Below are 18,633 nucleotides of genomic sequence, written 5' to 3' on the forward strand. Positions count from 1 at the left end.
TCGCACTAGGCCGCGGGACAGGTTCCTGCAGCCTGACGCAGCACATCGGCCGAAGCCTGGTCGACCGGGAGCGCGTAACCCCGTGCCACGGCGATGAACTGCATGGCGTACTGGCACCAAAACGCGTGATTCGGCGGCATCCACAGGGCCGGTTGGGAATCGCCCTTGTCCTCGTTTGCCTTGCCGGACACCGCCAGCAGGTTGGCCGGGTCGTTGGCAAAGCGGGTCCGTTGGGCATCAGGCCAGCCGTAGGCCCCCATGTCCCAGGCCAGCGCCAGCGGCACGATGTGATCGATTTGCACCGACGCTCCGATTCCGGCGCCGCGATGGAAGTCGATGGTGGCGTTGGTGTACGGGTCGTGCAGTGTGCCGGTCGCGACGGCGTCGGGGCAGCGTTTGATCGACACATATGTCTTGTCGACGAGGTCACGGTTGAGAATGTCGTCGCGGGTGTCGCATCCGTTGTAGCCGCCGGGTGCATCGGTCTCATCGGTCCAGGCCTCGCCGAACGCGGCGCGACGGTAGTCATAGCGATGGATCCTGGCCGGCACCACCGCGATTCCGCCCAATACGTCGACACCGGGCTGCACCGTCGGCACGTCGGCCTGCGCGGAGAACTCGTCGGCGCGCTGTCCCGCCGACGATTCCAGCACCTGATAGGCGACCAGTATGGCGAGCACCGCGATCGCCGCCAGCCACAGCAACGTTTTCCGGCTCAAGACTTGTCCAGGTAGTCGATGCGCTCCGTGCCGGTGAATGGTGCCGCCAGCAGTGTCAATCCGGGATGCGCCGGCTCGTCGTCGTAGACCTGTTCGCACAGCTCCCGAGCCGCCTCGATGATTTGTCGGTGCTGAGCCAGCGACAGCAACCGCAGCGTGATGGCACGGCCGGATTGGTTGCGGCCCAATACATCTCCCTCCCTACGCTCCTCGAGATCGAGGTCAGCCAACTTGAACCCGTCGAGTGTGGCGGCGACGGCCTGTAGTCGCCGGCCGGCATGAGAATCGGGCGATGACCACGTCGCGAGCAGGCACAGGCTCGGATGCGACCCGCGGCCGATGCGGCCACGCAGCTGATGCAACTGGCTGATGCCGAACCGGTCGGCGTCCATCACCAGCATCACGGTCGCATTTGGCACGTCGACGCCGACCTCGATGACCGTAGTGCACACCAGCACGTCGATGTCGCCGGCGCGAAACGCCGCCATCACTGCGTCCTTCTCCTCAGCGGAGAGCCGCCCATGCATGAGTCCAAGCCGCAGGTTTGCCAGTTCCCGTCGGCGCAGGCGCGCGAACAGGTCTACCGCTGTCTCCGAACGTCTTCCGCCCTCTTCGACCGGACCGCCGTTGTCGCTCTCATCGATTCGGGGCGCCACCACATAGGCCTGATGGCCGGCGGCGACCTCCTCGATGATGCGCCGCCAGGCCCGGTCCAGCCAGGCCGGCTTGTCTTTGACGAAGATGGTGTTGGTGCTGATCGGCTGTCGCCCGCGGGGAAGTTCGCGCAGCGTCGAGGTCTCCAGGTCGCCGTAGACGGTCAACGCAACGGTCCGCGGTATCGGGGTCGCCGTCATCACCAGCAGATGCGGCGTGGTGCCCGCAGGGGCCTTGGCCCGCAACTGGTCTCGCTGCTCGACACCGAACCGGTGCTGCTCGTCGACGACGACCATGCCCAGCCGGTGAAACTCCACCGCCTCTTGCAGCAGGGCGTGGGTGCCGACGACAATGCCGACCTGGCCGCTGGCGACCTCACCGAGAACCTGTTTCTTCTGCGCAGCGGACATCGAGCCGGTCAGCAGCGCCACCCGGGTGGCGTCCTCGGCGCCGCCGAGCTGGCCGGCCATGGCCAGCGGTCCCAATACCTGATTCATGGATTGAAGATGTTGCGCGGCAAGGACTTCCGTCGGCGCCAATAGGGCGCACTGGTAGCCGGCGTCGATCATCTGCAGCATCGCAAGCACCGCGAGGATGGTCTTGCCCGAGCCCACTTCACCCTGCAGCAGCCGGTTCATCGGTCGCGTCGCCGCGATTTCTGCGGACAGCACTTTTAGTACGTCACGTTGGCCGGTGGTCAGTTCGAATGGCAAGCGCTGCAACAGTTGTTGTGCCAATCCGTCCGGGCGCGGTGCCGCCGCCGGCCCGGATTGAGAGAGTTCGCCGTGGCGACGAGATACCAGCGCCCACTGCAACCCGACCGCCTCGTCGAAGGTCAGCCGCTCTCGGGCACGCCGCCGCTCTGCCTCGTCTTCGGCCAGGTGAATGGCCCGCAGTGCCTCGTCTTCGGAAATCAGGCCATGTTCGGCCAGCACCGCGTCCGGTAGCAGCTCGGGAACCGGGTCGAGCACGTCGAGCACCTGTCGCACGCAGGAGAAGATGTCCCAGCTCTGCAGCTTGGTGCTGGCCGGATAGATCGGGTAGAACGCCCGCTCGAACTCCGATTGCAGCACCTCGCCACTGACCGCCTGCGAGGCGTGAGCGATCATGCGCAGCGATCTGCTGCCGTGCTGCTTGCCGTCCGCGGAGTCCAGCACCAGGAAATCGGGATGAGTGAGTTGCATGGTGCCCCGGAAATATCCCACCTCTCCGGAGAGCATCACCCGGGTCCCTCTGACCAGCTGATCCTCGAACCACTTCTTGGTGTTGAAGAACGTGGCGGTAACCTTGCTTCGCCCGGAGCCGATCGTGATGATCAGGTATTTCTCTTTGGGGCGCTTCTTCATCGGCCTCGACACAGCGCCGGTGATCACGTCGACGAGCGTGACGTGTTCACCCTCGGGCGGCCGCTCCTTGTCGGCGCCACGCACCGTCGTGCCTTCGAGGTAGCTGCGCGGGTAATGGCGCAACAGGTCGTCGACCGTGCGCATGCCGAAGACCTCACCGAGGGGGCGGGCGGACTTTGCGCCGATGACGTAATCCAGCCGGTCGGTCAGCGTCGCCACGGCTACTCGACTCCGATCAGCAGCGCGTCGCCGCGGTGCCCAGTGCGATAGCTCACCAGCTCGATGCCCGGGTGATTGTCGTGCGCATGCTGTTGGAGTGCGTGGCCGACCGCGGGGTCAACGTCGGTTCCCACCAGCACCGTCACCAGCTCACCTCCCGCGGCCAACAGCAGATCGATCAGGCCCGTCGCCGCAGACGCGACGTCGTCGGCCACGATCAGGACCTCGTCGCCGGCGATGCCCAGCCCGTTGCCCGGTTCACAGGTGCCGGCCCAGGTCAGCGCTCGTTCGGTGGCGATGCGCACAGACCCATGCCGAGCGGCGCCGGCCGCGCGGGCCATGGTGAAGCCGTCGTCGACGGCTTGCCGTCCCGGTTCGTGGACGGCCAGCGCGGCCAATCCCTGCACCATCGATCCGGTCGGCAGGGGCACCACGTCGATGCCCCAGCCGATGGCTGCAGTGCAGCCGGCCACCAGTTCCTCGGCGGCCACATAGCCGTTGGGCAACACCATCACCTGCGCGGCCCCGGTGTCCACCACAGCACGCAACAGCTGCTGGGCGCTGACGCCGATCATCGGGTCGGTGGCGTCCGGGTCGGGCCGCAGCACGCAGGCCCCCTCGCCGGCGAACAACTCTGCCGCGCCGTCGCCGTCGACCACGGCCACCACGGCGCGCTCTCGCGTCCAGCTGCCGGGCGGCAGGCCGGTGGCGCCTGTCAGCGCGGAAATCTGGATTCGGTGGGGACGGCCGAACTCCAGACCCGCCTCGACGGCCGCTCCCGCGTCGTCGGTGTGCACGTGTACCGAGTAACCGCCCCCGGCGCCGGACGCCTCGGAAGCCGACGTCGCGATGCCCACCGAGTCACCGAGTTGGCCGAGGCGGTCCCGCAGCGCGTCCGCCCCCGCGGCGTCACAACCGCCGAGCAGATACATCACTTCAAATTGCGGCCCCCGATGTTCGGCGGCGGGTTCGGCAGCCGGTCGGCGCGGTGCTGGCTGGTAGACCGTGCGAGCCGGCGCCTGCCCGGTGATCGTCGAGCGCAACGCGTCGAGCAGCACCAGCAGACCCCGTCCGCCGGCGTCAACCGCACCGGCCTCACCCAGCACGTCGAGCTGCTCGGGGGTTTTTTCCAATGCGACCACCGCGGCGTCGCCGGCGGCAGTGACCGCGCGGGCCAGCCCCTCCCCGGTGTTCGCGCACTGTTCGACGGCGTCGCCCGCGGCCTGCAATACCGAGACGATCGTCCCGGGGATCTTGCGGCCGCCCATCGAGGCGACGACCAGGTCCACGCCGTGACGCAACGCGGCGCCGAGGGTGGCCGCGTCGATCTCAGGCAGTTCGCCCTCGGCGTCGGCGGCGGCGCCGGTGACGTCGGCGATGCCGCGAAGAATCTGGGACAGGATCACCCCGGAGTTGCCGCGCGCCCCGTTCAGGGCGCCCGCGGACAGGGCGGCCGCCACCCGGGCGACGTCACCGGAGCCTGCCTCCGTATTCGCCTCGGCCAGCGCCGAGCGCATGGTGAACAACATGTTGATGCCGGTGTCGGAATCGGCAACCGGGAACACGTTGAGCCGATTGATCTCGTCGATGTGGGTGATGAGGTCACTGACGGCGGTATGGGCCCATTGGCGCAGCGCAGCCGCATCCAATGGGCGGTCCGCCCCGCCCGGCCCCGACCCCAACCTTGACCCACCTCCTCGGCCTCCACCGGTGGGCGCCAGCCTATCCAGTACCGGCGACAGCACAGGTCACGACGTGCCCGGCGAGTGTTGATCGTTTTGGCGGTTCCACCCTTCGCCAGCTATTCTGGCCAGGTTGTCGGGCCACCCGTAACCGGTTGCTGCGCCCCCAAAGTTTTAAGGAGTTTCACCTATGGCCGCCGTCTGCGACATCTGCGGGAAGCGCCCCGGCTTCGGCAAGTCGGTGTCGCACTCGCATCGCCGGACCAGCCGTCGCTGGGATCCCAACATCCAGACCGTGCGGGTCGCCAGCCGCCCCGGGGGCAACAAGCACCGCCTCAACGTCTGCACGTCCTGCATCAAGGCCGGCCGGGTCACCCGCGGCTAATCGCCTACGGCAGTCGCCAGTCCACAGGCTCGGCACCCATCTGCGTGAGCAGCTCGTTCGCACGGCTGAACGGGCGCGAGCCGAAGAACCCGCGCGACGCCGACAACGGCGAGGGATGCGGCGATTCGATCGCGACACAGTCTTGGCCCGCCAGCATCGGCTTCAGCGTCGAGGCGTCGCGACCCCACAGGATGGCCACCATCGGCTTACGGCGATCCACCAGCGCGCGGATGGCGCATTCGGTGACGGCCTCCCAGCCCTTGCCGCGATGTGATGCCGGGTTACCGGGCTGGACGGTGAGTACGCGGTTGAGCAGCATCACGCCACGCTTTGCCCACGGCGTCAGGTCGCCGCACGACGGCGCCGGATAGCCCAAGTCGCTGGCATATTCGGCGAAGATGTTCTCCAGACTCCGCGGCAGTGGCCGCACCGCCTCACCCACCGAGAAGCTCAGCCCGACCGCGTGCCCCGGCGTCGGATAGGGATCCTGGCCGACGATCAGTATCCGAACCTCGTCGAAGGGAAAAGTGAAGGCGCGCAACACATTCTCACCCGCGGGCAGGTAGCCGCGCCCGGCCGCGATTTCGGCGCGCAGGAACCGGCCCATCTCGGCGACCTTTTCGCTGACCGGCTCCAGGGCCTGCGCCCAGCCGCCGTCGACCAGTTCACGTAGCGGCCGCGCCGTCACGCCAGCCCCTCCGCAAGCAGAACCACGGTGTCGGCGCCCGCGCGGCGGTGTTTCGAAATCTCTTGGTATTCAGTCGATTCGGCCCACCGCCTAAACGCGGCCTGGTCGGGAAAGGACATCAGTACCACCTTCTCACGGTCCCACTGGCCCTCGATGACCTGGGGCGACTCGTCGGCGGCCAGCAGCGTGCCCTGGTAGTCATTGAACACCTGCATGAACCTTGCCTGATAGCGGTCGTAAGCGGCGCGGTCGGTGAACCGCAGCTGGGCAATGGCGTAGACGGTCACTTTTATTCTCCCGAGTCACCTTAACGAGCCGAATGATTCCCAGCCCGAGTATCCGCGCCACTCTCCGCCGTCGACGAGCACACGCGGTGGCCCGTCGAGCACCTGGCCGATGACCCGCCAGCCGACCGGAGCCGCGTCGCGGAACACCGCGATCAGGGCGTGGTCTTCTCCCCCACCGAACACCCACGCCCACGGGTCGGCGTCGACCGCATCGGCGGCGCCGGCCAGTGCCTCCCGATCGGCCGCCAGCGCTTCGGTGCTCAGGTCGATGCCGACACCTGACGCTTCGGCGAGATGCCGCAGATCGCCCACCAGGCCGTCGGAAACGTCGATCATCGCCTGGGCGCCGGCGTCGGCCGCGGCGCGGCCCTGGCCGTAGGGGGGTTGCGGTACCAGATGGCGACGCCGCAACTCGTCGAAGCCGCTGATCTCGTTGCGCCACAAGGCATATCCGGCCGCCGACTGTCCCAGCACGCCGGCGACCGCAACCACTGCGCCCGGGCGCGCCCCGGCGCGCTGCACCGGCGCCCGCCCGTCTAGGTCGCCCAGCACGGTCACCGAGATCACCCACTGCGGGCAGCTGACCAGATCTCCGCCGGCGACGCCCGCTCCGATCCGGTCGGCTTCCTCCCACATGCCGTCCGCCAGCTCGCTGACTTGCGCGGCCGGCGTTTCGGACGGCGCCCCGAAGCCGACGACGAACGCGGTGGGCCGTGCACCCATCGCCTCGATGTCGGCGGCGTTTTGCGCGATGGCCTTGCGGCCGACGTCGTGCGGCGTGGACCAGTCCAGCCGGAAGTGGCGCCCCTCGACCAGCATGTCCGTCGACACCACGACCCGACCGTCATCGGCGATCACCACCGCGGCGTCGTCACCGGGACCGAGCGCGACCGCGGCCGGCTGGCCTCGACCCTGCGCAAGCCGATCGATCATGCCGAACTCGCCGAGTTCACCCAGCGTGGGGTCGGGTCTCACGCCACCTCCAGAGAATCGACGGGTAGGTTTTTGTCCGCCGACTCCGGGAGTGTAAGCACGTGGACAACGACGAGGGACCGTCGCGCACCGTGCTGATCGCGGCGCTGGTGCTGGCCGTCGGCGCGATCGGCGCGGTACTGGCAATCGCGGTGACCCGTCACTCGCCGCAGCAACCGGTGGCCATCGCCGCTGTGCCCGCGCCGCAGGCACAGCATCCGGCGTGCCGAGCCCTGCTGGCGGCGCTGCCGCAGCGACTCGGCGACTATCAGCGCGCCCCCACCGTCGCGCCGACACCTGCCGGCGCCGCCGCCTGGCGTCCCGACAGCGATGGGGAGCCGGTGGTGCTGCGGTGCGGGGTGGAACGTCCGGCGGACTTCGTGGTCGGTTCGCCGATCCAGGTCGTCGACCGAGTGCAGTGGTTCGAAGTTCGCCAGGATCACCGGTCCACCTGGTACACCGTCGACCGGCCGGTCTATGTCGCGCTGACTCTGCCGCCCGGCTCGGGACCCACGCCGATCCAGCAACTCTCCGACCTGGTCGACCACGCGATGCCGGCCGTGCCGATCAGCCCGGCGCCGTCCGGCTAGCGCAGACCGGTCCCACGCGCCAACGCAGTCTCCACCATGGTCGCCAGCAAGGTCGGGTAGTCCACGCCGCTGGCTGCCCACATCCGCGGGTACATCGAGATCGTGGTGAAACCGGGCATCGTGTTGACCTCGTTGATCAGCGGCCCGTCCTCGGTGAGGAAGAAGTCCACCCGGGCCAAACCCTGGCAGTCGATCGCCCGGAACGCCCGAATGGCCAATGCCCGCACCGCCTCACTCACCTCGTCGTCGATCTTGGCGGGCACGTCGAGTTCGGCGGCGTCGTCGAGGTATTTGCTCGCAAAGTCATAAAACGGGTCTTCGCGCCCGCGCACTCCGACCACCCGTATCTCCCCGACGGCGCTGGCTTGCACTGCGCCGTCAGGGAATTCGAGGACGCCGCACTCCAATTCGCGGCCGGCGACCGAGGCCTCGACGAGCACCTTTGGGTCGTGCCGACGGGCATCGGCGATGGCTGCAGGCAGCTGCTCCCAGCTGGTGACCCGATTGACGCCGATCGACGATCCGCCGCGCGCGGGCTTGACGAAGACCGGCAGCCCGAGTCGATCGCGCTGCTCGGCGTCCAGCGTCGACTGCGACGGCCGCAGCACCGCATGGGCGCCGATCGGAAGTCCCTCGGCCAAAAGCAGCTTCTTGGTGAACTCCTTGTCCATCGCCGTGGCACTGGAAAGAACTCCGGCGCCCACATAGGGCACACCGGCCAGTTCGAGCAGGCCCTGGATGGTGCCGTCTTCTCCGTACGGGCCGTGCAGGACCGGGAACACCACGTCGACGGAGGTCAGCACCTCACTCCCGCCGGGCGAGAGCGACACCAGCTCGCCGGCGCGCTGCGGATCGGCGCGCAGCGCCAGCTCGGTCCCCGATTCGGGGCTCACGCCGGGCAGCTGGCGATTGGTGATCGCCAGCTTGTCCGGGTCGCCGTCGGTGAGCACCCACGAGCCGTCGGGGGTGATCCCGACCGCGACCACGTCGAACCTCTCGGGATCCAGGTTGCGCAGAATGCTGCCCGCCGACACACAGGAGATGGCGTGCTCGTTGCTGCGTCCGCCGAACACGACGGCGACACGGATGCGGTGACGGGCGCTCACAACCTAGAGAGGCTACCTGTCCGTGTCATTCCGGCTTGGTGCTGCGGCCCAGCAGCAACAGCACCGCCTCGCCGACGGACAGTCCGCGATGACAGACCCGATGTACGGCGTCGGTGAGCGGCATCTCGACGTCGTAGCTCGATGCCAGCGCCAACACCGACTCACTCGACGTCACACCCTCGACGACGTGGCCGTCCCGGGTCTGCAGCGCCGATTCCATGGTCTCGCCCCGCCCCAGGCATTCGCCGAACGACCGGTTGCGTGAGCGGGGCGAGGTGCAGGTGGCCACCAGGTCGCCCACCCCGGCGAGACCCGCCAGCGTTGCGCCCTTGGCTCCGACCGCGATTCCCAACCGCATGATCTCCGCCAGCCCGCGGGTGATGATCGCCGCCGCGGTGTTTTCGCCCAGGCCCACGCCGGCCGCCATCCCGCAGGCCAGCGCGATGACGTTCTTGCACGCGCCGCCGATCTCGGTGCCGATGACGTCGGCATTGGTATACGGACGGAAGTATCCGGTGTTCAGTTGACGCTGCACGGCGACCGCGCGCCCGGAGTCGCTGCACGCCACCACCGTGGCAGCGGGCTGCCCGGCCGCGATCTCACTGGCCAGGTTCGGCCCGGAAATCACCGCGACCTGCGCCGGATCCACGCCGGTCACCGCGACGATGACCTGACTCATCCGCATCAGCGTGTCCAACTCGATGCCCTTGGCCGTGCTAACGAGAGTCGCGCCCTCGGCAAACAGATCCGCCCACCGTTCAAGGTTGGTCCGCATCGTCTGTGCCGGCACCGCCAACAGCACCGTCGTCGCCCCCTGCAGCGCCTCGTCGGCGTCGGAGGTGGCCCTGATAGCCGGCGGCAAATTCACACCAGGCAGGTAGTGCGGGTTCTGACGGGTGACGTTGATTTCCTCGGCGACGTCGGATCGCCGCGCCCACAGCGTGACCTCGCCGCCGGCGTCGGCGAGCAACTTGGCCAGTGCCGTGCCCCACGCTCCGGCGCCCATCACCGCTGTCGTGCTGACCATCGTGCGCCTTCGATCCCTGCTTCCTGTGTGCCGTGAGCTGCCGGCGCTTCACGGTAGCCCACAACGCCGGCACTGGCAGGATGGGCACATGAGCGGCAGACGGGCCGACACCGGTGCTGATGTCGGCTTGATCATCGCCGTCAAGCGGCTGGCCGCCGCCAAGACCAGGCTGGCGCCGGTGTTCTCGGCACAGACCCGGGAAACCGTGGTGTTGGCCATGCTGGTCGACACGCTCACCGCGGCGGCGAACGTCGGGGCTCTGCGTCGCATCACGGTCATCACGCCCGACGATGCGGCGGCCGCCGCGGCGGCCGATCTCGGCGCCGATGTGTTGTCCGACCCCACTCCGGAGGGCCACCCCGACCCGCTCAACAACGCAATCGCCGCCGCCGAGCGCGTAGTGGCCGAGTCGGTGCCGAATATCGTTGTGCTGCAAGGGGATCTACCGGCATTGCAGACTCAGGAACTCGCCGAGGCGATCGCCGCCGCGCGCCACCACCGGCGAAGTTTCGTCGCCGACCGGCTCGGCTCCGGAACCGCGGCGCTGTGTGCATTCGGAGCCGCGCTCGACCCGCATTTCGGCCCGGATTCTTCCGCGCGGCATCGGCGTTCGGGCGCGATAGAACTAACCGGCGCATGGCCGGGGCTACGGTGCGATATCGACACACCCGCCGACTTGGCGGTGGCCCGTCGGCTCGGGGTGGGGCCTGCGACCACGCGGGCCGTCGCAGCGGGCGCGCGCCGATAACAAGTCGGTGAACGGCCCGTCAACGGTGCATGGATGTCGGTCAGTCGGTGGCAGCACGACCCGCTGATGAGGAATGATCACAAGGGTGACCGACATCGAAGCCAGGGAAGCGGCCGCAGTCGCGGCCGGCGCCTCAGCCGAGGCGCGCCCGGACGGGCCCGCATGGCATCCGGGTGACTCGGCACCGGGCGCACCGCCTGCGGCGACGGCCGCCGCGATCGAGGACGAACTTCCCGAGCACCGCTATCTCAACCGGGAACTGAGCTGGCTGGATTTCAATGCACGGGTCTTGGCGCTTGCCGCGGACCCGTCGCTGCCACTGCTTGAGCGCGCGAAGTTTCTGGCGATCTTTGCTTCCAACCTCGACGAGTTCTACATGGTTCGCGTCGCCGGCCTCAAGCGGCGCGACGAGATGGGCCTGTCGGTTCGCTCCGCGGACGGGCTGACGCCACGCGAGCAACTGCGTCGCATCGGCGAGCAGACCCAGCAGATCGCCAGTCGGCACGCGCGTGTCTTTCTCGATTCGGTGCGACCGGCGCTGGCCGAAGAGGGGATCCACGTCGTCACGTGGGCCGACCTGAACGAAGCTGAGCGCAAGCAGCTGTCCATCTATTTCCACGATCAGGTCTTCCCGGTGCTGACACCGCTGGCGGTCGACCCCGCGCACCCGTTCCCGTTCGTCAGCGGGTTGAGCTTGAACCTGGCGGTCACCGTGAAGCGGCCTGACGACGGCGGCCAGCACTTCGCGCGGGTCAAGGTGCCCGACAACGTCGATCGCTTCGTCGAACTTGGCGCGCGGAAGAATGCCGACGGCAGAACAGAAGTGCGGTTCCTGCCGATGGAGGAGCTGATCGCGGCGTTCTTGCCGGTGCTGTTCCCCGGTCTGGAGATCGCCGAGCACCACGTGTTCCGCATTACCCGCAACGCCGATTTCGAGGTCGAAGAGGACCGCGACGAAGATCTGCTGCAGGCGCTCGAGCGTGAATTGGCCCGTCGGCGCTTCGGCTCACCGGTGCGGCTCGAAGTGGCCGACGACATGACCGAAAACATGTTGGAGTTGCTGCTGCGCGAACTCGACGTGCATCCCGGCGACGTCATCGAAGTGCCGGGGCTTTTGGATTTGTCGTCGCTGTGGCAGATCTATGACCTCGACCGTCCGGCCTTGAAAGATCCGACATTCGTTCCGGCCACGCATCCCGCGTTCGCCGAACGGGAAACGCCCAAGAGCATCTTCGCGACACTGCGCGAGGGCGATGTGTTGGTGCATCACCCCTACGACTCGTTCTCGACCAGCGTGCAACGATTCATCGAGCAGGCCGCGGCCGACCCGAATGTGCTGGCGATCAAACAAACGCTGTACCGCACTTCCGGCGATTCGCCGATCGTCACCGCGCTCATTGATGCCGCCGAGGCCGGCAAGCAGGTGGTGGCGCTGGTTGAAATCAAGGCCCGGTTCGACGAACAGGCCAATATCCGTTGGGCGCGCGCATTGGAGCAGGCCGGGGTGCATGTGGTGTACGGGCTGGTGGGGCTCAAGACGCACTGCAAGACCGCACTGGTGGTGCGTCGCGAAGGCCCGGCGATCCGGCGCTATTGCCATGTCGGAACCGGCAATTACAACAGCAAGACGGCGCGGTTGTACGAGGACATCGGCTTGCTGACCGCCGACCCGGATATCGGCGCCGATCTGACCGACCTGTTCAATTCGCTGACCGGATACTCGCGAAAGTTGTCCTACCGCAATCTGCTGGTGGCTCCGCAAGGTATCCGCTCCGGCATCATCGAGCGCGTCGAGCGTGAGGTTGCCGCGCACCGCGAAAGCGGTAACGGGCGCATCCGACTCAAAATGAACGCCTTGGTCGACGAGCAGGTCATCGATGCGCTCTATCGCGCATCGCAGGCCGGTGTGGATGTGCAAGTGGTGGTGCGCGGAATCTGCGCATTGCGGCCGGGAGTCGACGGCTTCTCCGAAAACATCACCGTGCGATCGATTCTCGGACGCTTCCTGGAGCACTCACGAATCATCCACTTCCGCGCCATCGACGAATTCTGGATCGGCAGCGCCGACATGATGCACCGCAACCTGGACCGGCGCGTCGAGGTGATGGCTCAGGTCAAAGACCCACGACTCACCGCGCAACTGGACGACATATTCGAGTCGGCCCTTGATCCGGCCACCCGCTGCTGGGAGCTCGGGTCGGACGGACAGTGGACCGCCTCACCGCGGGCCGGCCAGACGGTGCGCGACCATCAGGTGTCGCTGATGGATCAACACCGCAGCCCGTGACCGCCATTCGTATGTCGACCGTTGCGGCTCCTGCCGACGATAGGGTTTCGGCGGATCCCGAATTGACCTGCAGGAGTTAAGGTGCCGACACAGATCTCGCCGGAGGACCCGGCGGGCAAGATCGTTCGCGCGGCCGGTGCGGTGCTGTGGCGGCCCGGCTACCGCGAGTCAGCGGTCGAGATTGCGGTGATCCACCGCCCCCGCTACGACGATTGGTCGCTGCCCAAGGGCAAGGCCGACCCCGGCGAAACCGAACCGTTGACCGCGGTGCGTGAAGTCTTCGAGGAAACCGGCCACCGCGTGCATCTCGGCCGACGGATCGCGACGGTGAGCTACCCGATCGAACAAGGCACCAAGAAAGTGCGCTACTGGTCGGCATGCAGCATTGGCGGGGAGTTCGTCCCGACCAACGAAGTCGATGAGCTGGTCTGGCTGCCGGCCGCGGCCGCGGCGAAGAAACTGTCCTACGCCTACGACCGAAAGGTCTTGCGCCGGTTCGCCAAGCATCCCGCGGATACCCAGACCGTGCTGATAGTCCGCCACGGCACCGCTGGAAGCAAGTCACGATTCTCCGGTGACGACACCAAGCGACCGTTGGACAAGAAGGGCCGTGCGCAAGCCGAAGCATTGGTTGGGCAGCTGCTCGCCTTCGGCGCCAACGATGTGTACGCCGCCGACCGGCTTCGCTGCCACCAGACGGTGGAACCGCTGGCAGAGGAGCTGGGCGTAGTGATATGCAACGAGCCCACGCTGACCGAGGAGGCGTATGCCGAAAACCCCAAACGCGCTCGGCGTCGGGTGCTGCAGATCGCCGAGTCGAGCCGCGCGCCGGTGATCTGCACGCAGGGCAAGGTAATTCCGGACCTGATCGGCTGGTGGTGTGACCGCGACGGCGTGCGCCCGGACAAATCACGCAACCGCAAGGGCAGCACGTGGGTGCTGTCGTTGTCGGCTGGGCGGCTGATCGCAGCCGACCACATCGGCAGCGCACTCGCCGCCAACGTGGTCACCTAGCACGCAGATTCGCCGTAGCGCCTCACGATCGAGCCGAACTACGGCGAATCTGCGTGTTGGGTTGTCTAGCGCTTACCTGCGACCGCGGCGAGCCGTGGACTTCTTAGCTGCCGTGCGCTTGGTGGCCTTCTTGGCCGGGCGCTTGGTTGCTGCCTTGCGGGCGGTGGTTTTCTTGGCCGTCGTCCGCTTGGTGGCCTTCTTGGCCGGCGTCCGCTTGGTGGCCTTCTTAGCGGTCGTCCGCTTTGTGGCCTTCTTGGCGGTTGTCCGCTTTGTGGCTTTCTTAGCAGCGGTCTTTCGGGCCGGAGCCTTCTTCGCTGCCTTCTTCGCGGCCTTCTTAGCCGGCGACTTCTTCGCCGCCTTCTTGGCACCGCTTGCACCAACACCACGTTTCACGGCTGGTCCTTCCGCTGGGAGACGCTGTGCGCCAGATACAACAGCTTTGAATTGTGCGCCCGGACGGAACGCGGGCACGGACGTCGGCTTCACCTTTACCGTCTCGCCGGTGCGGGGATTACGGGCAACGCGCGCCGCGCGGCGCCGCTGCTCGAACACACCGAAACCGGTAATGGTGACGCTGTCACCCTTGTGCACGGCGCGCACAATGGTGTCGACGACATTCTCAACGGCGGCGGTTGCCGACCGACGATCCGAGCCCAATTTGTCTGTGAGCACATCAATGAGCTCTGCTTTGTTCATCCAAACCCTCCGAAACCAGTGGCCCGCTTTGGACCGACTAGAGGACACGGTAAACCCTGACATACCTGATTTCCAAGAGCCACGCCCAATTTCAGTGGGCTCTGGCCGAATTTTTTGCAATCCGGTTGCCGCGCTTGACCGATGGCGAGGGGGTCAAATAACCGTGTGCAGTGCTCGGAATTCGGGGCCCGAACGACTCATCCAGAAGCGAGATGAGTGCGCGGTTTCCAGTCGGGCCTAGACGCCTCAAAGATTTCAATCTTGTCGCGTTTCCGCAGCGTAAGGGCTATATCGTCAAGCCCTTCTGTTAGACGCCAGGCGGTGTAGTCGTCAATCTTGAACGGCAGCACCACCGTTCCTGCGGACACATTCCGATCTTGAAGATTGACAGTGATTTCCAGCCCCGGACTGCCCTCGATCAGCTTCCAGAGCAGTTCCACATCATCTTGGGCAACTTCGGCCGCCAACAGCCCCGCCTTCCCTGCGTTGCCCCGAAAAATGTCACCGAACCGAGATGAGATCACTACCCGGAATCCATAGTCCATAAGCGCCCACACCGCATGCTCGCGGGAGGATCCGGTGCCGAAATCGGGTCCGGCGACCAGTACCGAACCCCGGTCGAATGGGCTGAGATTGAGCACAAAGGATGGATCGCTTCGCCACGCGGCGAACAATCCGTCCTCAAAACCCGTTCGGCTCACGCGCTTCAAATAGACGGCCGGAATGATCTGATCCGTATCCACATTGGACCGGCGCAGCGGCACCCCAATGCCGGTATGAGTGTGAAAAGCCTCCATGCTGATCTCCTTCTCGGTAAGACTTCAGTCCAAGTCCGCCGGAGCGGCGAGTTTCCCGCGCACCGCGGTGGCCGCGGCGACCGCAGGCGACACCAAGTGCGTACGGCCGCCTTTGCCCTGGCGTCCTTCGAAGTTGCGGTTGGACGTTGCCGCGCACCGCTCCCCGGGTGCGAGTTGATCTGGATTCATCCCAAGGCACATCGAACAACCGGCCTGACGCCACTCAGCGCCGGCGGCCGTGAAGATCTCGCCGAGGCCTTCCGTTTCGGCCTGTGCGCGCACCCGCATCGACCCGGGAACGACGAGCATCCGCACTCCGTCGGCCACCTTGCGGCCCCGCAACACATCGGCCACTGCCCGCAGATCCTCGATGCGGCCATTGGTACACGATCCGACGAACACCGCATCCACTGCGATGTCACGCATCGGGATTCCGGGCCGAAGATCCATGTACGCCAGTGCTTTCTCGGCGGCCTGACGCTCGGTGTCGTCGGTGATCAGTTCGGGGTCGGGCACCGCCGCACCCAACGGCACCCCTTGGCCGGGATTGGTGCCCCAGGTGACAAACGGAGTCAGCGACGCCGCGTCCAGATAAACCTGGGTGTCGAATTCGGCGCCCTCGTCGGTGCGCAGCTGATCCCAATAGGCCACCGCCGCATCCCACTGCGCTCCGGTCGGTGAATGCGGGCGGCCACGCAAGAATTCGTAGGTGGTCGCATCCGGGGCTACCATTCCCGCGCGAGCGCCGGCTTCGATACTCATGTTGCAGATCGTCATGCGGGCCTCCATCGACAGCGATTCGATGGTGCTGCCGCGGTATTCGATGACATGGCCCTGACCGCCGCCGGTGCCGATTTTGGCGATCACCGCAAGGATGATGTCTTTGGCTGTCACGCCTGCGGGCAGCTGTCCGTCGACATTGACGGCCATCGTCTTGAACGGCCGCAGCGGAAGCGTCTGAGTGGCCAGCACATGTTCGACCTCGGAAGTACCGATGCCCATTGCGAGCGCGCCGAACGCGCCGTGGGTTGACGTGTGGCTGTCGCCGCACACGATCGTCATACCCGGCTGAGTGAGACCCAATTGCGGTCCGACGACATGGACGATGCCCTGTTCGATATTGCCCATCGGGTAGAGCCGGATACCGAATTCCGCGCAGTTGCGTCGCAGTGTCTCGACTTGGTTGCGCGACACCGGGTCGGCGATCGGCTTGTCGATGTCGATCGTCGGCACGTTGTGGTCTTCGGTGGCCAGCGTCAGATCGGGCCGGCGCACCGGGCGGCCGGCCAGGCGCAGACCGTCGAAAGCCTGCGGGCTGGTGACCTCGTGCACCAGATGCAGGTCGATGTAGATCAAGTCGGGTTCGCTATTACCGCCGGACGCCACCACGTGGTCGTCCCAAACCTTCTCGGCCAGCGTGCGCGGCCTTGATCTCACATTCTGAGACGTTAGTATCTCCATATGAGACAGGATAGCGGCATCGGTGTTCTCGACAAAGCCGTGGGTGTGCTGCACGTGATCGCGGAAACGCCCTGCGGGTTGGCCGAATTGTGCGATCGCACCGGCCTGCCCAGAGCCACCGCACACCGGTTGGCGGCCGGCTTGGAGGCCCATCGCCTGCTGGCACGCGATGGGGAGGGCCGTTGGCGGCTCGGGCCGGCGGTCACCGAGCTGGCCGCTCACGCGAACGACCCGCTGTTGGCGGCCGGCGCGGCCGTGCTGCCGCGGCTGCGCGAGATCACCGGCGAAAGCGTGCAGCTGTATCGCCGCGAAGGCAGCTGGCGGATCTGCATCGCAGCATTGGAACCGCCTGCGGGCCTTCGCGATACCGTGCCGGTCGGTGCGCGGTTGCCGATGACGGCGGGCTCGGGCGCCAAGGTGTTGCTCGCGTACAGCGACACCGCCACCCAGCAGGCCATCCTGCCCGAAGCGAAGTTCAGCGACCGCGCGCTGGCCGAAGTGCGTCGGCGCGGGTGGGCGCAAAGTGCAGCCGAGCGCGAGCCGGGCGTGGCGAGTGTGTCGGCGCCGGTGCGCGATGCCCGCGGCACGGTGATCGCCGCGATCTCGGTGTCCGGCCCGATCGACCGCATGGGCCGACGCCCGGGGGCGCGCTGGGCGGCCGATCTGCTGGCGGCGGCCGACGCGCTGACCCGCCGGCTCTAGCGCGAGCGCTTGCTGGCGCTCAGGGCCCGCGATCGTCGAGTGTGCGCTCGCGGCTTCGACTGTGCGTCGAGGGCGCGAAAATCGCTTAAATCCCGCCCTCAGCGCACACTGGATACCGTTCATCCACAGTCGGCTGTCATTGCCCGCCCGGCAGCGCCGGGAAAGCCACCTGAGACACTGTCAAGCCATGGGAAGCAACCAGCGCGCGCAGATTGTCATGTCCGAGGCCGAGATCGCCGACTTCGTCGCGACGAGCCGTACCGGCACGCTGGCCACCATCGGCCCCGACGGGCAGCCGCACTTGACCGCGATGTGGTACGGCGTGGTCGACGGCGAAATCTGGCTGGAGACCAAGGCCAAGTCGCAGAAGGCCGTCAACCTCAAACGCGATCCGCGGGTGAGCTTTCTGCTCGAGGACGGCGACACCTATGACACGCTGCGCGGGGTGTCCTTCGAGGGTGTCGCCGAGATCGTCGACGATCCCGATGCGATTTTCCGGGTCGGGGTCAGCGTGTGGGAGCGCTACACCGGCCCCTACACCGACGAGATGAAACCAGCCGTGGACCAGATGATGAACAAGCGAGTCGCGGTGCGCATCGTCAGCCGCCGCACCCGTTCCTGGGATCACCGCAAGCTCGGACTGCCGCACATGCCGGTGGGCGGCTCGACCGCGCCGAGAGCGCTTGCGGCCGACTAGCGCCGGCAGATAAGTAGCCCCGATGGTGTGTGGTTCCAGGACATGCGAATAGCGTGTCGCAAGACATCGGAATAGGTTGAGCGCTCGACTCTCGGCGGGTGTCGAAGGCTCGCCTAGTAATCACTGCCGTCGTTGTTGAGGGTCGCAGCCAATCTGCGGTGGCCCGTGAGTATGGGGTTTCCCAGGGCTGGGTCAGCCGGCTGGTTGCCCGCTACCGGCTCGAGGGCGAGGCGGCATTCCAGCCGCGTTCGCGCCGGCCGCACACCAGCCCGCAGCGGCTTGCGCAGAGCACGGTCGAGTTGATCATCGAACTGCGCAAGACATTGGGCAGCAAAGGCCTCGACAACGGACCTCACACGATCGCTTGGCACCTGCGCCACCACTACGGTGTGACGGTGGCGCCGGTGTCGATCCATCGCCATCTGCGCGCGGCCGGCCACATCACCGCACAACCACACAAGCGGCCCAAGTCGTCGTATATCCGGTTCGCCGCCGAACAGCCCAATGAACGCTGGCAGGCCGACTTCACCCACTGGTGGCTCGCCGATGGCACCCA

The 18,633-nt window shown here is 66.8% G+C and carries 19 protein-coding genes; 8 read left to right on the forward strand and 11 right to left on the reverse strand.

The genetic code is table 11. The features are described 5' to 3' along the window. Positions 1 to 5 precede the first annotated feature (5 nt). Genes AWC06_RS09145 through AWC06_RS09155 form a run of 3 tightly spaced genes read right to left on the reverse strand, consistent with a single transcriptional unit; the run spans position 6 to position 4,587 of the window. Positions 6 to 719, reverse strand: a complete 714-nt coding sequence (locus AWC06_RS09145) for an HNH endonuclease family protein (protein ID WP_085196551.1) — start codon at positions 717 to 719, stop codon at positions 6 to 8. Then, positions 716 to 2,938 (reverse strand): ATP-dependent DNA helicase RecG, encoded by a 2,223-nt coding sequence (gene recG, locus AWC06_RS09150; RefSeq protein WP_085196553.1) that lies wholly within the window; start codon positions 2,936 to 2,938, stop codon positions 716 to 718. Before recG ends, AWC06_RS09145 begins: the two co-directional genes overlap by 4 nt. Before the next feature lie 2 nt (positions 2,939 to 2,940). Then, complete coding sequence (locus AWC06_RS09155) at positions 2,941 to 4,587, reverse strand: DAK2 domain-containing protein (RefSeq protein WP_211281936.1); 1,647 nt, start codon at positions 4,585 to 4,587, stop codon at positions 2,941 to 2,943. A gap of 223 nt (positions 4,588 to 4,810) precedes the next feature. Here AWC06_RS09155 and rpmB point away from each other — a divergent pair, with 223 nt between their 5' ends. Then, positions 4,811 to 5,005, forward strand: a complete 195-nt coding sequence (gene rpmB, locus AWC06_RS09160; protein ID WP_085196558.1) for a 50S ribosomal protein L28 — start codon at positions 4,811 to 4,813, stop codon at positions 5,003 to 5,005. A gap of 4 nt (positions 5,006 to 5,009) precedes the next feature. On the opposite strand, the gene AWC06_RS09165 is transcribed toward rpmB, so the two are convergent. From AWC06_RS09165 to AWC06_RS09175, 3 genes are read right to left on the reverse strand one after another with little or no spacing between them, the layout of a single operon-like run. Next, entirely contained in the window at positions 5,010 to 5,693 is a 684-nt protein-coding gene (locus tag AWC06_RS09165) for a uracil-DNA glycosylase (RefSeq protein WP_085196560.1), read from the reverse strand. Further along, positions 5,690 to 5,980, reverse strand: coding sequence for a DUF1330 domain-containing protein (locus AWC06_RS09170; RefSeq protein ID WP_085196562.1), 291 nt, complete (start codon positions 5,978 to 5,980; stop codon positions 5,690 to 5,692). Before AWC06_RS09170 ends, AWC06_RS09165 begins: the two co-directional genes overlap by 4 nt. Positions 5,981 to 5,995: 15 nt before the next feature. After that, positions 5,996 to 6,955 carry a thiamine-phosphate kinase gene (locus tag AWC06_RS09175; RefSeq protein ID WP_085196564.1) on the reverse strand — a complete coding sequence of 320 codons (960 nt, stop codon included), beginning with the start codon at positions 6,953 to 6,955 and terminating at the stop codon, positions 5,996 to 5,998. A 59-nt stretch (positions 6,956 to 7,014) separates the two neighbouring features. On the opposite strand from AWC06_RS09175, the gene AWC06_RS09180 reads away from it, so the two are divergent. Next, positions 7,015 to 7,542, forward strand: a complete 528-nt coding sequence (locus AWC06_RS09180) for a DUF3515 domain-containing protein (RefSeq protein ID WP_085196566.1) — start codon at positions 7,015 to 7,017, stop codon at positions 7,540 to 7,542. Here AWC06_RS09180 and AWC06_RS09185 read toward each other — a convergent pair. Together AWC06_RS09185 and AWC06_RS09190 are read right to left on the reverse strand one after the other, a co-directional pair. Further along, complete coding sequence (locus tag AWC06_RS09185; protein ID WP_085196568.1) at positions 7,539 to 8,648, reverse strand: D-alanine--D-alanine ligase family protein; 1,110 nt, start codon at positions 8,646 to 8,648, stop codon at positions 7,539 to 7,541. The genes AWC06_RS09180 and AWC06_RS09185 overlap by 4 nt on opposite strands. A 25-nt stretch (positions 8,649 to 8,673) precedes the next feature. Continuing rightward, positions 8,674 to 9,675 (reverse strand): NAD(P)H-dependent glycerol-3-phosphate dehydrogenase, encoded by a 1,002-nt coding sequence (locus AWC06_RS09190; protein WP_085196570.1) that lies wholly within the window; start codon positions 9,673 to 9,675, stop codon positions 8,674 to 8,676. A gap of 88 nt (positions 9,676 to 9,763) precedes the next feature. Between AWC06_RS09190 and cofC the strand changes: the two genes are divergently transcribed. From cofC to mutT1, 3 genes are all read left to right on the forward strand, one after another. After that, positions 9,764 to 10,423, forward strand: a complete 660-nt coding sequence (gene cofC, locus AWC06_RS09195) for a 2-phospho-L-lactate guanylyltransferase (protein WP_085196572.1) — start codon at positions 9,764 to 9,766, stop codon at positions 10,421 to 10,423. A 94-nt stretch (positions 10,424 to 10,517) separates the two neighbouring features. Then, positions 10,518 to 12,710, forward strand: coding sequence for an RNA degradosome polyphosphate kinase (locus tag AWC06_RS09200; RefSeq protein WP_085196642.1), 2,193 nt, complete (start codon positions 10,518 to 10,520; stop codon positions 12,708 to 12,710). Between the two features lie 81 nt (positions 12,711 to 12,791). Further along, complete coding sequence (gene mutT1 / locus AWC06_RS09205) at positions 12,792 to 13,724, forward strand: 8-oxo-(d)GTP phosphatase MutT1 (protein ID WP_085196574.1); 933 nt, start codon at positions 12,792 to 12,794, stop codon at positions 13,722 to 13,724. 72 nt (positions 13,725 to 13,796) lie between these two features. Here mutT1 and AWC06_RS09210 read toward each other — a convergent pair whose 3' ends face one another. The 3 genes from AWC06_RS09210 to leuC form a co-directional block, all read right to left on the reverse strand. Then, on the reverse strand, positions 13,797 to 14,420 hold the full coding sequence (locus AWC06_RS09210; RefSeq protein WP_085196576.1) for an HU family DNA-binding protein: 624 nt from the start codon (positions 14,418 to 14,420) through the stop codon (positions 13,797 to 13,799). Positions 14,421 to 14,617: 197 nt separating this feature from the next. Beyond that, a complete protein-coding gene (gene leuD, locus AWC06_RS09215; protein WP_085196578.1) occupies positions 14,618 to 15,217 on the reverse strand; it encodes a 3-isopropylmalate dehydratase small subunit in 600 nt (199 codons plus the stop codon). 24 nt (positions 15,218 to 15,241) lie between these two features. Continuing rightward, positions 15,242 to 16,654, reverse strand: coding sequence for a 3-isopropylmalate dehydratase large subunit (gene leuC / locus AWC06_RS09220; RefSeq protein WP_227371215.1), 1,413 nt, complete (start codon positions 16,652 to 16,654; stop codon positions 15,242 to 15,244). Between the two features lie 24 nt (positions 16,655 to 16,678). Here leuC and AWC06_RS09225 point away from each other — a divergent pair, with 24 nt between their 5' ends. The 3 genes from AWC06_RS09225 to AWC06_RS09235 all read left to right on the forward strand — a co-directional run. Continuing rightward, positions 16,679 to 17,380, forward strand: a complete 702-nt coding sequence (locus AWC06_RS09225) for an IclR family transcriptional regulator (protein ID WP_085196582.1) — start codon at positions 16,679 to 16,681, stop codon at positions 17,378 to 17,380. Between the two features lie 187 nt (positions 17,381 to 17,567). Continuing rightward, positions 17,568 to 18,077 carry a PPOX class F420-dependent oxidoreductase gene (locus AWC06_RS09230; RefSeq protein ID WP_085196584.1) on the forward strand — a complete coding sequence of 170 codons (510 nt, stop codon included), beginning with the start codon at positions 17,568 to 17,570 and terminating at the stop codon, positions 18,075 to 18,077. Positions 18,078 to 18,235: 158 nt separating this feature from the next. Beyond that, a partial coding sequence (locus AWC06_RS09235) for a helix-turn-helix domain-containing protein (protein ID WP_169715326.1) occupies positions 18,236 to 18,633 on the forward strand: 398 nt, incomplete at its 3' end.

It is taken from the genome of Mycobacterium fragae, assembly GCF_002102185.1.
GTDB lineage: Bacteria > Actinomycetota > Actinomycetes > Mycobacteriales > Mycobacteriaceae > Mycobacterium > Mycobacterium fragae.

Excerpts from the sequence above, each read along its gene's own strand:
- rpmB (WP_085196558.1), top strand. The coding sequence starts at position 4,811 with ATGGCCGCCGTCTGCGACATCTGCGGGAAGCGCCCCGGCTTCGGCAAG.
- AWC06_RS09190 (WP_085196570.1), bottom strand. The coding sequence starts at position 9,675 with ATGGTCAGCACGACAGCGGTGATGGGCGCCGGAGCGTGGGGCACGGCA.
- cofC (WP_085196572.1), top strand. The coding sequence starts at position 9,764 with ATGAGCGGCAGACGGGCCGACACCGGTGCTGATGTCGGCTTGATCATC.
- AWC06_RS09210 (WP_085196576.1), bottom strand. The coding sequence starts at position 14,420 with ATGAACAAAGCAGAGCTCATTGATGTGCTCACAGACAAATTGGGCTCG.
- leuD (WP_085196578.1), bottom strand. The coding sequence starts at position 15,217 with ATGGAGGCTTTTCACACTCATACCGGCATTGGGGTGCCGCTGCGCCGG.
- AWC06_RS09225 (WP_085196582.1), top strand. The coding sequence starts at position 16,679 with ATGAGACAGGATAGCGGCATCGGTGTTCTCGACAAAGCCGTGGGTGTG.
- AWC06_RS09230 (WP_085196584.1), top strand. The coding sequence starts at position 17,568 with ATGGGAAGCAACCAGCGCGCGCAGATTGTCATGTCCGAGGCCGAGATC.